11 protein-coding genes are annotated in these 15,234 nt (G+C 74.0%); 1 reads left to right on the forward strand and 10 read right to left on the reverse strand.

Going from position 1 to position 15,234, the window contains the following annotated elements; translation table 11 throughout:
* Positions 1 to 34: 34 nt before the first annotated feature.
* From ACGFIW_RS12025 to ACGFIW_RS12045, 5 genes are all read right to left on the reverse strand, one after another.
* Complete coding sequence (locus tag ACGFIW_RS12025) at positions 35 to 1,087, reverse strand: fatty acid desaturase family protein (protein WP_393313434.1); 1,053 nt, start codon at positions 1,085 to 1,087, stop codon at positions 35 to 37.
* Positions 1,088 to 1,224: 137 nt separating this feature from the next.
* On the reverse strand, positions 1,225 to 4,824 hold the full coding sequence (locus ACGFIW_RS12030; protein ID WP_393313437.1) for an SCO7613 C-terminal domain-containing membrane protein: 3,600 nt from the start codon (positions 4,822 to 4,824) through the stop codon (positions 1,225 to 1,227).
* Between the two features lie 48 nt (positions 4,825 to 4,872).
* Positions 4,873 to 5,193, reverse strand: coding sequence for a divalent-cation tolerance protein CutA (gene cutA, locus ACGFIW_RS12035; protein WP_393313440.1), 321 nt, complete (start codon positions 5,191 to 5,193; stop codon positions 4,873 to 4,875).
* Positions 5,194 to 5,202: 9 nt separating this feature from the next.
* Complete coding sequence (locus ACGFIW_RS12040) at positions 5,203 to 6,219, reverse strand: 1-acyl-sn-glycerol-3-phosphate acyltransferase (protein ID WP_393313443.1); 1,017 nt, start codon at positions 6,217 to 6,219, stop codon at positions 5,203 to 5,205.
* Positions 6,219 to 7,052, reverse strand: coding sequence for a patatin-like phospholipase family protein (locus ACGFIW_RS12045; protein WP_393313446.1), 834 nt, complete (start codon positions 7,050 to 7,052; stop codon positions 6,219 to 6,221). The genes ACGFIW_RS12040 and ACGFIW_RS12045 overlap by 1 nt, the downstream gene beginning before the upstream one ends.
* 165 nt (positions 7,053 to 7,217) lie before the next feature.
* Here ACGFIW_RS12045 and ACGFIW_RS12050 point away from each other — a divergent pair, with 165 nt between their 5' ends.
* Positions 7,218 to 8,996 carry a protein kinase gene (locus ACGFIW_RS12050; RefSeq protein WP_393313449.1) on the forward strand — a complete coding sequence of 593 codons (1,779 nt, stop codon included), beginning with the start codon at positions 7,218 to 7,220 and terminating at the stop codon, positions 8,994 to 8,996.
* Positions 8,997 to 9,050: 54 nt separating this feature from the next.
* Here ACGFIW_RS12050 and ACGFIW_RS12055 read toward each other — a convergent pair whose 3' ends face one another.
* The 5 genes from ACGFIW_RS12055 to ACGFIW_RS12075 all read right to left on the reverse strand — a co-directional run bounded on the left by ACGFIW_RS12055 (position 9,051) and on the right by ACGFIW_RS12075 (position 15,181).
* Positions 9,051 to 10,163 (reverse strand): glycosyltransferase family 4 protein, encoded by a 1,113-nt coding sequence (locus ACGFIW_RS12055; protein WP_393313452.1) that lies wholly within the window; start codon positions 10,161 to 10,163, stop codon positions 9,051 to 9,053.
* A 103-nt stretch (positions 10,164 to 10,266) separates the two neighbouring features.
* The gene (locus ACGFIW_RS12060; RefSeq protein ID WP_393313455.1) at positions 10,267 to 10,938 is read right to left on the reverse strand and encodes a BON domain-containing protein; all 672 of its coding nucleotides are present in this window, start codon (positions 10,936 to 10,938) and stop codon (positions 10,267 to 10,269) included.
* Positions 10,939 to 11,121: 183 nt separating this feature from the next.
* A complete protein-coding gene (locus tag ACGFIW_RS12065) occupies positions 11,122 to 12,864 on the reverse strand; it encodes a trypsin-like peptidase domain-containing protein (RefSeq protein WP_393313458.1) in 1,743 nt (580 codons plus the stop codon).
* 62 nt (positions 12,865 to 12,926) lie between these two features.
* The gene (locus ACGFIW_RS12070; RefSeq protein WP_393313461.1) at positions 12,927 to 14,483 is read right to left on the reverse strand and encodes a sensor histidine kinase; all 1,557 of its coding nucleotides are present in this window, start codon (positions 14,481 to 14,483) and stop codon (positions 12,927 to 12,929) included.
* Positions 14,480 to 15,181, reverse strand: a complete 702-nt coding sequence (locus tag ACGFIW_RS12075; protein WP_355033347.1) for a response regulator transcription factor — start codon at positions 15,179 to 15,181, stop codon at positions 14,480 to 14,482. Before ACGFIW_RS12075 ends, ACGFIW_RS12070 begins: the two co-directional genes overlap by 4 nt.
* Positions 15,182 to 15,234 lie beyond the last annotated feature (53 nt).

Here is a 15,234-nt window from a genome sequence, read left to right on the forward strand (position 1 = left end):
GGCGGAGGGCGGAGCCCAGTCTTCGACGAGTTCGTCAGCCGCGCAGCGGCCGGCCCACCTCGTGCAGGTGACCGAGCGCCTGCCGGTACGACTCGACAAGCCCGGTCTCGGCGTACGGGATGCCCTGCTCGACGCAGTAGGCGCGCACGATCGGCTGGGCCCGGCGCAGGTTGGCCCGGGGCATGTTCGGGAAGAGGTGGTGCTCGATCTGATAGTTGAGCCCGCCCAGCGTGGTGTCCACCAGTCGGCTGCCGCGCACGTTGCGGGAGGTCAACACCTGCTTACGCAGGAAGTCCAGCTCGTCCTCGGCGGTCGGCATCGGCATGCCCTTGTGGTTCGGTGCGAACGCGCAGCCCATGTAGAGGCCCCACAGCGCCTGGTGCACGACGGCGAAGAGCAGCGCCTTGACCGGCGACATGACCGCCAACAGCAACGCCACGTAGCCGACGGTGTGCGCGACGAGCAGCGCGGCCTCGATCGCGCGGTGCCGCATCGGAACGGTGTACCCGCCGTTCGGCTCCCGCCCGACGATCGCCCGGATGCCCGACACGTGCAGGTTCAGACCCTCCAGCAGGAGCATCGGGAAGAAGAGGTACGCCTGCCGCTTGGCCAGCCAACGACCGAACCCCCGGGTCTCCAGCGCCTGCTCGCGCGTCCACACCAGGGCACCCGCGCCGACGTCCGGGTCCTCGTCCTCGTGGTTCGGGTTGGCGTGGTGCCGGTTGTGCTTGTCGACCCACCAGCCGTAGCTGATCCCCACCGCCACGTTGCCGGCGAACAGCCCCACCAACTCGCTGGGGCCACGCCGACGGAACATCTGCCGGTGACCGGCGTCGTGCCCGAGGAACGAGACCTGGGTGGTGGCCACCGCCATCACCGCCGCGAGGGGCAGCTGCCACCAGGAGTCGCCGAGCAGGAACACGGCGACCCAGCCGGCCACGAAGGCGCCGAGGGTGAGCGTGATGCGGGTGACGTACCAGCCGGGACGCCGTTCGAGCAGGCCCGCCTGGCTGATCCGTCGGGACAACTGTGCGTAATCACTGCCTCGCCGTCGTACCGGCGGTTCCGCCACCGCTCCGAGCGCCATTGCTGCTCCCGATCCACTTGTGCCTGAACCGGTATGGTTCGGGCCTTCTGTCAAGTCTCCGGTCCGCAGTAGCGCTGAGTAACCCTGGCAACCCCCGAATCGGGGGTAGGGCGGGCACTACCCCGCTGGTGGACGACTCAGCCCAGCCGGGCCACCGTGGCCCGCAGTCGAGCGAGGTCACGCCGCCGCCGCTCGTAGGTCGCGGCGAGCCCGACAAGCGCCAGCCCGCCCGCTCCGAGGTAGATCCACCGGGGCAGCAGGTCCCAGCCTCGGGCCACCTCGTGCAGCGCCAACAGCGCCAGCACCCCGCCGCCGAGCAGCACCGGCGCCTGCCATCGGCGGGTCGCGCCGGCCAGCACCGCGCCCAGGGCCGCCGCGCCGAGCAGCAGTCGCCGCCACGGCTGCGGGTCCGATCCGGCCAGCACCGACACGAGGCTCGGCAGCAGCGCCGCGACCAGCCCCGGGCCGAGGGCCGGCCAGCTGGTCAGCCCGGGGCGGGTGCGCAGCGCCAGCAGGCCCGCGCCGAGGGCGAGCGCCGAGGCCGGCAGGGTGTACGCCTCCAACACGGTCACGCCTCCGGCGGCCAGCAGGACCCACGCCCCGAGCAGCTCGCTGCCGGCGGCGATGCCGGCGAACGCCCACCGCCGGCCGGCCGACTCACCCCGGCGCAGCAGCCGCAGCGCGACGGCAGCTCCCCAGAGCACGCAGACGGTGGCGAGGTGCCGCGCCACCTCGACCGCCAGCACCGCCGCCACAAGCGCCACCGCCTGCGCGGCGGCGTCCAGCACCCGCCCGACCCGGAGCCGTGGCGCAACCGCCGCAGCCGGCAGCGGGACCGCCGCATCAGCACGCAGCGGGACCGCCGCGTCACCCGGCGGCGGAGGCGTCACGTCACCCGGCCGCAGGGCCGCCGTGGCCGCCCGCGGCCCGGTGGTCGTGGCGGCGACGGCCAGCACCAGGGCGGCCACCGCCAACAGCGGATACGCCGCCGCCCGCAGTGGCAGCCCACCGGCGAGCGGGGCGGTCACCGCCAGCGCGGACGCCGCACCCACCCCGGCCAGGCAACCCGCCACCCGCACCTCGAACACCCGCGCCCCGACGGCGACGACAACCGCCACCACCAGCAGCACTCCCTCCGCGGCGAGCGTCCCCGCCCGGGTGGCCAGCAGCCCCGCCACACCGGAGACGGTCAGCACCGCACCCACCGGCACGGCGACCGGTGCGAACGCCGGGCGCACGGCCAGAGCGGCGATCAGCAGCGCCGCCAGACCGGTGAGCAGGACAACCACCGGCAGCACCGGCCACGGCGTGCCGATCGCGACGAGGAGCACCGGCAGGGCCGCCGCGACGAACGGCAGCGCGGGCAGCACCCGGGCGCGGACCCCCCGACCGGCCACCACGACGGCCAGCGCCAGCACGGCCAACGCCAACCCGCGCGACAGCGCCATCGGGTCGGCGACGAGCGTGGGCACCCCCGACCACACCCGCCCCCGACCGCCGTACGGCGACACGAGCGCGCCCCACACCGTCGGCAGGGCCGCCAGGATCGTGAGCGCCGCCAGCAGGCCCCCCGCCGCCAGCGGCACGGCCCGCCGGACCGGTTCCCGGTCGCCGGCCGCCGGCCGCTCCCACCGGGCGACGAGCGCGACGCCGAGCGTCGCCAGTGCGGCGTACAGCGGGAGGGGTTCGTTGCCCGCCACGATCAGCGGCGTGAGTCCGGGCACGGTCACCGCGACCACGGCACCGATCACCGCGTACCCGGTCAGCTCGATCCGGTGGCGACGCGCCGCGAGCACCGCGACAAGCGGCAGCCCGGCGGCGGCCAGCGCGAGCCGCGCCTGCCACCAGGGTGGCGCACCCCCGGCGAACAGCGCCACCGCGACGGCCCCGGGCAGCGCGAGCTGCGCGACCAGGAGCCCCACGCCGGCCACCGGACGGTACGGCCCGGCACCCCGTCGCACGGCCAGGGCCAGCCCGACCCCGACGACGCTGCCGAGCGCCACCAGGGCGCCGATCGGGGCGGCCAGGGCGACCAGCAGCCCGTGCCCGAGCAGGACGGCACCACCGAGCGCGCGGGTGAGCAGCGCGGCGGGGCGGGTCGCCGGACGAGCCAGCACGGCGCACAGCAGCCCGACCCCGCCGACCAGGTCGACGGCCACCACCGCCGGCCAGGGGGCCGCCCAGCCGGCGGGCAGGGCGAGCAGCACCGTCACCGCGCCGGTCGTGGCGAGCACCGCTCGCACCTTCCGGGGCAGCAGCAGCACCGTCGCGCCGAGCGCCAATGCCACGGCGGGTGCCAACTGCCAGCCCCAGTCCAGGTCCGGTCCCGTCCCGGCCCCACGCCAGGGTGGCAGCGAGCGGCCCACGGCGGTGACCGCGAGCACGGCGGTGATCAGCGCGGCCACCTGGGCCGTTGCGGCCGCGACCAGCAGCGCGCCGGCACGCGGGCCGGTACGCCAACCGCCGGCGCCACGCGCCACCGAAGCGACCTCGGCGGGAAGCTCCGCCCCGGCCGACTCCCGCACCGGCGGCTCCGCCCCGACCACTCCCGGCAGCAGGCGCACCGCCCCGGCCAGCACGAGTGCGACGGTGGCCGCCGCGAGCAGCAGCAGGGACGGCCGCAGCTCGGCCACCGGGCGGAGCAGGGCGGCGGCGAGGACCGGCACCAGCAACCCGCCGGCCACCGCCCGCAACGCCCGTCCGCCGACCAACCGGGCCGCACCGAGCGCGACCAGCGCGACAAGCAACAGCGGCAACCCGGCCAGCAACGGCGAACCCGCCGCCCGCCCGAGGACCAGTGGCACCAGGGCACAACTGGCGGCACCCACGAGCGCGGCGACGTGACCGACCGCCGCCACCACCCGGCCGACGAGCGGTGCCACGCCCACCCGGCCGCGCAGCGCCACCAGCACGGCCAGGTCCAGCAGCGCCACCCCGAGCAGGACCAGCACCCAGCCGGCCGCATCCGGCTCGGCACCGACGGCGAGCAGCGGCAGAACCGGCTGCGCGGCCACCAGCGCGGCGAACCAGGGCCCGGTCAACCCGCTCCCCCGGCCGTACCCCACGGCGACCGCCGCGCTGGCCCCCCCGACCAGCGCGGCGTACCTGCTGCCGGACCAGCCGGCCACCCCGGCCAGGTCCACCGACCAGGCCGCGTAACCGTCAAGCACCACAAGCAGCAACCCGACCGCGGCGAACGTCTCCGCCGTGCCGCGCAACCCCCGACGGGCCACCAGCAGCGGTACGCCCAGCAGAAGCGCCGTGACCGCGGCCAGGATCGACGCCCGACCGGCGACACCGACCGCCGCCCAGGCCACTGCGGTGAACACCACCGCGGCCGTGCCCAGCAACAGCCCGCCGAGGACGAAGAGCACGCCCTGGACGGTCCGGGTGGAGGTCTCCGCCGCACCCGGTGCCGCACCCGCCGTGGCGGCCGGCCCGGTGGACACCACCGGCCCGACGGGAGACGCCGGACGCGTCACCACGGACCCGGCCAACCCCGCGCGGACGACCGCCGCCAGCTCGGCCCGCCGCCGCGAGGTGGCCGACAGGCGTCCGGCCAGCTCGACGTACGCGCGGCGGGCCCGCTCCACCTCCGGCTCCAACCGGGCGACCTCCCGGCCCAGCCGCAACACCTCGGCGGCGATCGGGTCGGGCGCGCGCCGGCAGCCGGTGCAGCCGGTACTCAGATCGGCCGGGGCACCGCAGGCCGGGCAGGGATAGCCTGTGTCATCCACCCGGTCATCATCGGCAGTCGACCGGAGCGCGGCCCAGAGTCCGCGTACTCAGGGTCGGGTGTGCTCGAATACCCAGGTGGCGTACGCGGGGTCGCCACTGTCCACCTTGGACACCAGGATCTCCGGCACCTCGTACGGATGGCTGACCCGGATCTGGTCCACCAACGCGGCCAGCCGATCCGGTGCGGTCTTGAACTGCACCGACCACTCGGAGCTGGTCTCCACCCCGGACCGCCACCAGTAGGTGCTGTCCACCTGACCGCCCACCTGTGCACAGGCGGCGAGCCGGCCCGCAACGGCCGCGGCCGCCAGCACGTCGGCGACCGAACGCGCGTCCACCACAGTCGTCACCACGCAGATCTGATCCACGCCCGCACCCTACGCGGCATTGTCCCGATTAGACGCTATCCACGTGTCGATCTGGGCCCACCAGTCGAACAGCCAGTCGATGCGTTGCTGCCGGCCGGTCGGCACGTCCTCCGGCGGCACCGACCAGAACCGCATCACGATCCGCTTGTCCATCGGCAGCTCCCGCCACACGTCGGCGACGGTGAGCATCCGGTCCAGCCCGGTGTGGGCGACGAAGATGACCCCCGCGTCCGGGGCGGCGTCCAGCGCGGCGAGCATCCCGCCGGGCTGCGGGGCGAGCACGTGGCGCATCCGTTCGGCGCGCAGGGCCATCCGTTCCAGGCCGAGGGACCGCAGCCGGGCGATGGCCCGCAGCCGCCGCTTGGGGGTGAAGTTGCCGCCCTCGGGGAAGATGACGAACGCGTCGTTGTCGTCCAGGCCCGTGGCCAGGTGACCGACCTGGCGTACCGTCTCCTCGCCGTGCTCCGGCGTCGGCGCGATGAAACGGTTGGGCAGCCGGTTGAGCAGCACGTCGATCGCCGGGTCCCACTGGAGGCTGTCCTTGAGGACGATCCGTGGCTCCCGCTTGAACCAGTTGACCAGGCCGTGGATCAGGATGAACGAGTCGCCCGGCCCGGCGTGCCGGCAGAGCACCAGCTCGGGCCGGCCGGGCAGCGCCGTGTCCGGATCGGTGCCGACCACGTCGATGCTCAACCGCAGGGTCCACCGCGCCTGCCAGAACAGCACCCGCAGGAACCAGCCCGCCAGCACGTAGTGCGCACGCTGGAAGGCCGGGGACCGGACCCGCCAGCCGAAGCCGGAGACGACCCAGAGCACGAAGAGCGCGAGCAGCGCGGCGGCGTTCCAGACCAGGTAGACACAGCCGATCCAGAGCAGCCGCAACGGGCGCAACCGGCCCGGGACCAGCGGCGACGCGGCCGCGGCGAGGAACGCCCAGACCGGCAACGTGGTGACCACGACGAAGGCGAGCACCACCACGGCGGGAGCGATCAGCAACCGACGGAGCCACCGGGGAGGCAGCGGCATCACCGCTCCAGATGCGTGGCGAGGTAGCGCCGGGAGGCGGTGTACGCCCGGCTGATCCGCCGGCCCACCGCCGCCATGTCCCGGTACGCCCACGGGGTGTCGTCTCGTGGGTTCAGCCCCCCGGTCGGCAGGACGTGCACCTCCACCCCCTCGGGCAGCGCGGCCATCTCGCGGAAGAAACGGTGCCGGCGGGAGATCTCGAACGCGACCTGCGCGATCTCCCACGGCCGCCGGGGCGGTGTCAGCTCCCGTTCGATCCGACCCACCTGGAGAACGTAGATGCGGCGGGCGCCGACGGCCACCGCCTCGCCGATCGGGATGGAGTTGACGATGCCGCCGTCCACGTAGTGCGCGCCGTTGATCTCCATGGGCGGGAGCAGGCCCGGCACCGAGGCCGACGCCATCACCGCCGGCACCACAGGACCGGTGTCGAACCAGTGCTCGGCGGCCCGCTCGATGTGCGCGGCGCAGCAGCGGAACGGCACCCGCAGCTCGGCGAAGGTGGTGTCCACCCCCAACTCGGTCTCCAGCAGGCGGCGCAGCGGTCGGGGCGAGTGCAGGTGGGTGCGGGCGGCGAAGCGGCGCAACTGCCGGGCGACCGAGTCGCCGTACACCTCGCTCGCCTCCGGCGAGGCCCAGAGCCGGACCAGCCGGTCGGTCACCGCCTCCGACGGGTCGGCGGCGACGAGCGCGCCGTTCACCGCGCCGATCGAGGTGCCGAGCACCATGTCGGGCTGGATGCCGGCGCGGAACAGCGCGCGCAGCATGCCCACCTCGACCGCGCCCAGCACTCCCCCACCGCCGAGCACGAACGCCACAGGTCCCCCCGCCATGTCTCTCATCCTGGCACGGACCCGCAGACGACCGGCCAGCCGCCGTCGTTGGACGGTCGGCGCACGCCAGGCACCGTCCGTCGACCGGAGGCGGCAACGGCGTTGACAGGCAGGACGCATTCGCGCAACCTGATACCGCTCCCACCCCTGAGGCAGGTGCGATCGGTGAAGGCAGCACTGCATGCGGGCCGATTGCTGGCTCGCAGATACCGGCTTCTCGACCAGATCGGCGCCGGCGGCATGTCGGTGATCTGGCGTGCCCGCGACGAGGTGCTGGCCCGGGTCGTCGCGCTCAAGGTGCTCGCCCCCTCGTTGGCCGCCGACGCGCGCTTCCGGGACATGGTGCGCGAGGAGGCCCGAGCCGCCGCCCAGTTGGTGCACCCCCACGTGACCTCGGTGCACGACTACGGCGAGACGGTCGCCCCGGACGGCTCCATCACCTCGTTCGTGGTGATGGAGTTGCTCAGCGGCGAGGAGTTGGAGCTGCGACTCACCGAGGGGCCGTTGCCGTGGGCCGAGGCGGTCCAGGTGGCCGCCCAGGTCGCGGACGCGCTGGCCGCCGCGCACCGACTCGGCATCGTGCACCGGGACATCACCCCGGCCAACGTGATGATGACCGGGTCCGGGGTCAAGGTGCTCGACTTCGGCATCGCCACGCGGATCGGCACACCCGACGACGACGAGGACGGCGGCACCTTCGGCACACCGGCGTACGTCGCACCGGAACGACTCGACGGTGCGCCGGCCCAGCCGTCCACCGACGTCTACTCGCTCGGCGTCCTGCTGTACGAGGCACTCACCGGCCGGGTCCCCTATCCGGCGGAGACCTGGGAGCAGCTCAGCGCCGCGCTGGCCAACGGCCCGCCGCCGACGCTCGCCGAGCTGCCGGAGCTGCCCCCGGCGGTGGCCCAGATCTGTCTGCGGAGCCTCGCCCGCGACCCGGCGGACCGGCCGACCGCCCGACAGGTCGCCAACGTGCTGCGCGACCAGTTGGCGCCGGCCGACCCGTCACCCACGACCGTCCGGCTGCCCAGCCAGCCCCTGCCACCGCAGCCAGTCGCCGTCCCACCCGTCGGAGGGAGCCTGGGCGGAAGCGCCCCGGCCGGATGGACGCCGGGCGGAGACACCCCGGCCGGATGGACGCCGGGCGGAGACACCCCGGCCGGATGGACGCCGGGCGGAGACACCCCGAGCGGATGGACGCCGGACGGAAGCCCTCCGGCCGGATGGACGCCGGACGGAAGCACCCCGGCCGGATGGACGCCAGGCGGGGAGGCCCCGGGCGGACAGGCCCCGGGCGGAGAGATCCCGGGCGCAGGGACAGCGGGCGCAGGGACGACGGGCGCAGGGACAGCGGGCGCAGGGACGGCGGGCGCAGGGACAGCGGGCGCAGGGACGGCGGGCGCAGGGACGGCGGGCGCAGGGACGGCGGGCGCAGGGTCGAACCGGTCGCGACGGCGGCTGGCGCTGCTGCTCGTGCCCGTGGTCCTGGCGGTCGCGGCCGCGCTGATCGGGGTGGCCCTGCTGCCGGAGCAGCAGCCCACGCGGCGGGCGCAGCCCTCGACAGGCCCGGTGACGACCCCGACCCCCACCCCGGCGACGTCGGCGACGTCCGTGCCGTCCGCGCCGACGACGGCACCGCCAGCGGGGCTCGCGTCGCCCACCTCGGATCCGGGCACTCTCGTCCAGGCCGCCAACCGGGTCGACGAGCTGATCTCCGCAGGGCTGAGCGCCGGGGAGATCCGCGACGACGTCGGCCTCGACCTGCGCAACGAACTCCGCAACCTGACCGCCCGGGTCAGCGCCGGCCGCGACGAGCTGGCACCACCGGTGGCCCGGCTGCGCCAGAAGGTCGCGGTCCGCCTCGGCGAGGGTGGCATCAGTCCGGCGTACGCGAGGCAACTCGACGTCGCCATCGCCGAGCTGGGCATGGCCCGGGTCTGAGCGGGCGACGGGCGTCGCGGCGGGCGGGTCAACGGGCGCGTCGCGGCGGGCGGGTCAACGGGCCGAGAGCCGGGCCGACTCGCGCACGTCGTGCCCGCCGGTGGCGAAGCGCCGGTAGATCTCCGCGTAGCCGTCCGCCATCCGCTCGACCGAGAAGTTCCGGGTCACGTGCGCCGCGCAGTCGGCCGGGTCGAGCCGTTCCGCCGCGCGCAGGGCCGCGGGTAGCTCCTCCGGTCGCGCGCAGACCAGCCCGGTCACCCCGGGTTCGACCAGCTCCGGCACCGCGCCCCGGTTGAGCGCGACCACAGGTGTCCCGGTCGCCATCGCCTCCACCATCACCATGCCGAACGGCTCGTCCCACTGGATCGGCATGATCAGGCAACGGGCGTCGACGAGCATCCGGAGCGTCTCGGCGCGGTCGGCGTTGAGCACGACTGTCACATTCTCGTCGACAAGCGGCTCGACGACCTGCTCGTAGTACCGGCGCTCGGCCGGCTCGTTGCACTTGCCGGCGAGCAGCAGGGGCAACCCGGCCTCCCGGCACGCCTGGATGGCGATGTCGGGACCCTTGTCCGGGCTGAACCGGGCCAGCCACAGCACCGGTCCCCGGCCGGGCTCGCTCTTGCGCGGTAGGCCCTGGGCGTCCAGCGCGTTGTGCACGGTGCCCGCCCATGGCAGGCCGGGATTCAGCAGGCGCTGGGCGTGTGAGATCGCCACCAGGGCCACCTCGGCGTCGATCTCGCTGAGCACGTCGCCGTACTCCCCCACGGGGTTGCCATGCACGGTCGCGACGGTCGGTACGGCCCGGCGACCGGCGAGCAGCGGGCCGATCGTGGTGTGGTCGTGGATCACGTCGAAGTCGGCCGCCGTGATCAGCCGGTTCACCCGGGCCAGGTGGGCCAGCTCGGGCAGTGACTCGCCGAGCCGCTCGTACTGGAGCTCGGGCACGGTCGAGACGAAGCCGTCGGCGGCGGTGCCGTGGTGGCTGCCTGCGCCGAACAGGGTCACCGCGTGTCCGTGCCTGCTCAACGCGTCCACAAGTGCGGCGACGACCTGTTCGAGGCCGCCGTAACCGGGAGGCGGCACGGACAACCAGGGCGGAACCACCATCGCGATGCGCAGAGACCGCTCCGGAGGGCGGCCCGCAGGCGGGTGGTTCACGGCCACGAGTCCTCCCCGTTGCTCCCCGTGCGGCGTCACCCGCCGGCCGGCGGGTGAGGTCGGCGGCGGGTTCCCGGTGGCGCCCCGGGTAAACCGGACAAGCGGTCGCTCACCCTCCGACCAGGAGTTGGTCGTGCACCACCCGCACGCCCGGCGCGCACCAGGCGACCCGCTCGACCTGGTCGCGTTCCCACCAGGACCGGACCACCCCGGCGAGGACCAGCGCGTCGCCGTCCACCTCGACTGTCACCCGATCGGCACCGATCGTGCGGGCCAACGCCCGCTGGACGTCCCGACGCAGGCGTTCGGCGACCGGTGGGTCCCCAGGTCGTACCTCGATCAGGTTGGTGATCCCCCGGACGCCGGCGAGCCGGCGCACCTCGCCCTCGACGGCGCGGCGCTGCCAGCCGAACTCGACGACACCCCGCAGCATCAGCCAGCCGTTGGCGACTGTGACGTCCAGGCGTTCGGCCGGCACGGAGCTGTCCCACTCCAGCGCCCGGGAGGCGGCGATGGCGACCTCGGCGTCGGTGCGACCCGGCGTGCCGGGCAGCCGCACCTCGATCGTGTCGGCCACCGCCCGTACGCCGCGAACCCGCTGCGCGGATCGGGTCGCGGCCCAGGCGCGAGCGGCGCCGTCCACGAACCCGGTCAGCGTGACCACCCCCTGGTCGACTGTCACGCCGATCTCGTTCGGGCGCAGCCGGGGGTCCCAGGCCAGTTCCGCGAGGACGTCGCGTTGGATCCGCTGGTCGTCGCGGACACCCACCACCTCGGTCATGAAGCCCACCCCCGGTCTCGGCTGCGCACACTCCGCACCGAAACCTGCCGGGTGAACGGGTGACGGCGGTTCACCCGATCCGGGTGAACCGCCGTCCGGGCGGAGAAGAGCGGCGGGTGACGGAGCCGACCCCCTCGGCCCCGCCACCCGCCGCCGGAGGGAGGAGGCAGGTGTGGATGTCTGTCAGGACGTCTCGGCGAGCGTCACGGTTGCCGACTTCTCGGTGCCGTTTCGCTTGTACTGCACCTCGACCCGGTCGCCGACCTTGCCGGCCTGCACCGCGCCGACCAGGTCGTCGGAGTCGTTGACCGGCTTGTCGCCGAACTTGGTGACGACGTCGCCACGCTGGAGGCCGGCCTTCTCGGCCGGGCTGCCCGGGGTGACCGACGCGACGAGCGCGCCACCGCCCTCGGCCTGGTTGACGCCCACCCCGAGGGAGGGGTGGCTGACCTTCTCGCCGCGCTGAAGCTTGCCCGCGACGTCCTTGGCCTTGTTGCTGGGGATGGCGAACCCGACGCCGATGTTGCCGGTGCTCTGCCCGGAGGTGGCGATGGCGGTGTTGACGCCGATCACCTCACCCCGGGTGTTGACGAGCGCACCGCCGGAGTTGCCCGGGTTGATCGGCGCGTCGGTCTGGAGCAGACCGGAGATCGAGCTGACCGGCTGGCTCTGCTGGTTCGGGTCCTGCTGCTGGCCGTCGCCGGCCCGGATGGTGCGGTCCCGGGCGCTGAGGATGCCCGAGGTCACCGAACCCTGCAGGCCGAGCGGGCTGCCCAGGGCGAGCACCTGGTCGCCGACCTGCATGGCGTCGCTGTCGCCGAACTTGGCCGGCTTGAGGTCGGTGACCCCGTTGGCCTTGACCACGGCCAGGTCGGTCTTCGGGTCGGTGCCAATGATCTTCGCCGGTGCCTTCGTGCCGTCGGCGAAGATCACCTGGACGGTGTCTCCACCGGCGGAGGCGACCACGTGGTTGTTGGTCAGCACGTAGCCGTCGTTGGTGAGCACCACCCCGGAGCCCTCGCCGCTGCCGGTGGTGATCGAGACGACGCTGTCCTGCACGGACGCGGCGATCTTCGGCAGGTCGGCGCTGTTGAGCACCGGTGCCGCCGTGTAGGTGCGGGTGACGCCGCCGCCGTCACCGTCGAGGGCGAGGGCGAGGGCCCCACCGGCGACGCCGGAGCCGAGCATCAGCGCGAACACCGCGACGCCCGCGCCGGCGAACTTGGCGATCCGGCCCGGCCGGGGGCCGCTGCCGGGCGGCGCGACCTGCGGGCCCCACGGCGGAATCGGCTGACCGGGGTGCTGGCCGGGGTGCTGCGGGTGCTGGCCGAGGTGCTGGGCGTGCTGTCCGGGGTGCTGCTGGTGCTGTCCGGGGTGCTGCTGGTGCGGCGGGTACGCCATGCCCGGCTGACCCCCGCCGGCCCAGCCGGACTGCTGGCCCGCGTACCAGGGTGCACCGGGGTATCGGCCGGCATTCGGCTGCGGGTAGCCGGGCTGGCCCGGTGCCGGGTAGCCGGAGACCGGGTACGGCGGCGCGGAGGGCGTGGCGGCCGGCGGCTCGTACCCGGTGGGCTGCGCGGTGGTCGGCTGCCCGGTGGGCTGCGTGCTGGCCGGCTGCCCGGCGGTCTGCGTGGCGGCTGGGGGCTCGTACCCGGTGGGCTGCGTGGTGGCCGGCTGCCCGGCGTAGGCGGCGGGGGCGGCTTCGCTGCCGGCGACGGGCTGCGTGACGGCGGTGGTCTCCGTGTCACGGGTGGTCGCCGCGTCACCGGTGGGCTGCGTGTCACCGGTGGTCGGGACGACCGAAATCGGAGTGGTCGGGGAGTCGGACTGCGCGCGCTCGTCGCGCGGCAGCTCGGCGGTGGGGTGCGACGGCTCGGCGTCGGTGGGGGCCGGCCGGCGCTGCGGGTCGGACTCGTACTCAGTCATGCCACTACCTTCTCCCTGGGCACTGCAATCAACCTGGAACCGTCCTGGAAGTTGGCTGAAAGTCACTCGCCCACTTCCTCGGCCTGTGGCAGCAGCGGCAGCCGGACCCGGAAGGTGGCGCCACCACCGGGTGTCCCGGCCACCTCGACCGAGCCGTGGTGCGCGGCGACAAGTGCCGCCACGATGGCCAGGCCAAGGCCGGTGCCGGTGTTGCCGTCGGCCCGCCGCGTACGCGCCGCGTCGGCCCGGTAGAACCGCTCGAAGACCCGTTCGGCCTGCTCCGGCGAGAGGCCGGGGCCGGTGTCGACCACCTCCACGACGGCCCGGCCCCCCGGCTCGGCCCGCAACCGCACGCGGATCTCGGCCTCCGGCGGGGTGTGGGTGAGCGCGTTGGTGACCAGGTTGCCGATCACCTGACGCAGCCGAGCGTCGTCAGCCGAGACGACGAGCGGACCCGACCCGGGCTCGATCTCCAACTCGATCCGACGATCCGGGGCCATCACCCGGGCGGCCTGCACGGCGTCGGAGGCGAGCACCGGCAACTCCACCGGAGTCAGCGAGAGCGGCCGTTCCCGGTCCAGCCGGGCGAGCAGCAGCAGGTCCTCCACGAGCAGCCCCATCCGGGACGCCTCGTCCTCGATGCGGCGCAGCAGGCCGGCGGTCTGCTCCGGCTCCCGGGCCGCGCCCTGCCGGTACAGCTCGGCGAAGCCGCGGATGGTGGTCAGCGGGGTCCGCAGCTCGTGCGAGGCGTCCGCGACGAACTGCCGCATCCGCTCCTCCGAGCGAATCGCCCGCGCCTCGGACGCCTGGGCGGCGTAGGCGGCGTCGCGGGCGGAGCTCTCCGCCGAGCGCGCGGACATCTCCGAGGCGGCTCTGGCGGTGAACGCCGCCTCGATCTGGGTGAGCATCGCGTTCAGCGCACGGGAGAGCCGGCCCAGCTCCGAGGTCGGATGCTCCTGCCCCTGCTCCGGGTCGGGCACCCGCTGGGTCAGGTCACCGCCGGCGATGGCGGCGGCGGTGCGTTCGATCTCCACCAGGGGCTTGAGGCTGGTCCGGACGATCGCCGCACCCACCGACGCCAGCAGGATCAGCACCGACCCGCCGACCAGCAGGTCGATCCAGACGAGCTGCTTCACCGCCCGGTCGACCTCGGTGAGCGGCTGACCCACGGCCAGCACCGAGCCGTCCGGCTGTGCCGCGAAGTAGACCCGCCACCGGGTACGGCCGTCGTGCGAAACGACGGTCTTCGGCTCCCCCTCCGAATCCTCGAAGCCGTCCACGCTTGTCGGGAGCGTGGGCAACTGCTCGGGGTCGAGACTCTTGTAGTCGTAGATCGCCCGGTAGACCTGGGTCTCGTCGGCCACCGACACGACGTAGTCGCTGGGCAGCATCGCCCTGATCTCGCCACTGCGCAGACCCGGCAGCGCCTGCCCGAGACCCTGGGTGGCCGAGCGGACCTGCCCGTCCACCTGGCCCTCCAGGTAGTTGCGCAGGAAGTAGGCGGTCAGCGAGCTGATCACCAGCAGCGCGACGGCGACAAGCGCCAGCACCGACGTGACCAGCTTGACCCGCAGCGGTACGCCCCGCAGCCGTCCCTTCGCCTGCTGGACCGTGTTCACGCCGCCGGCTTGCGCAGCACGTACCCGACGCCACGGAGCGTGTGGATCAACCGGGGCTGGGTGGTGTCGACCTTGCGCCGCAGGTAGGAGATGTAGGACTCGACGATGTTGTCGTCACCACGGAAGTCGTAGTTCCAGACGTGGTCGAGGATCTGCGCCTTGGACAGCACCCGGTTGGCGTTGAGCATCAGATAGCGCAGGAGCTTGAACTCGGTCGGCGAGAGCTGCACGCGCTGACCGGCCCGGTGCACCTCGTGGGTCTCCTCGTCCAACTCCAGGTCGGCGAAGGTGAGCCGGGACGGGGCCTGCCCGCCGGTCGTGGTGCGGCGCAGCACGGCCCGGATCCGGGCGGTCAACTCCTCCAGGCTGAACGGCTTGGTGACGTAGTCGTCGCCACCCAGGGTCAACCCACGGATCTTGTCGTCGGTGGCGTCCCGGGCGGTCAGGAAGACCACCGGGGTACGCGTGCCGCCCTCACGCAGCATCCGGATGACCTCGAAGCCGTCCAGGTCGGGCAGCATGACGTCGAGCACCACCAGGTCGGGCCGGTGGTCCTTGGCGGCGTTGAGCGCCGCGCTCCCACTTGTCGCGGTGGCCACGTCGAAGCCCGCGAACCGCAGGCTCGCGGAGAGCAGTTCGAGGATGTTGGGGTCGTCCTCGACGACGAGGAGTCGCGCCTCGGTCTGGGTAGCGGGCATGCGCCCATCATCGGCGACGTCACTGCGCCTGCGCTGGACACTTCCTGCAAAAA

Origin of the sequence: Micromonospora sp. NPDC048935 (genome assembly GCF_043197875.1) — a bacterium.
Classification (GTDB): Bacteria; Actinomycetota; Actinomycetes; order Mycobacteriales; family Micromonosporaceae; genus Micromonospora.

Coding starts and splice junctions, on each gene's coding strand:
- ACGFIW_RS12025 (WP_393313434.1), bottom strand. CDS start 1,087: ATGGCGCTCGGAGCGGTGGCGGAACCGCCGGTACGACGGCGAGGCAGT.
- ACGFIW_RS12040 (WP_393313443.1), bottom strand. CDS start 6,219: ATGCCGCTGCCTCCCCGGTGGCTCCGTCGGTTGCTGATCGCTCCCGCC.
- ACGFIW_RS12045 (WP_393313446.1), bottom strand. CDS start 7,052: ATGGCGGGGGGACCTGTGGCGTTCGTGCTCGGCGGTGGGGGAGTGCTG.
- ACGFIW_RS12060 (WP_393313455.1), bottom strand. CDS start 10,938: ATGACCGAGGTGGTGGGTGTCCGCGACGACCAGCGGATCCAACGCGAC.
- ACGFIW_RS12065 (WP_393313458.1), bottom strand. CDS start 12,864: ATGACTGAGTACGAGTCCGACCCGCAGCGCCGGCCGGCCCCCACCGAC.
- ACGFIW_RS12075 (WP_355033347.1), bottom strand. CDS start 15,181: ATGCCCGCTACCCAGACCGAGGCGCGACTCCTCGTCGTCGAGGACGAC.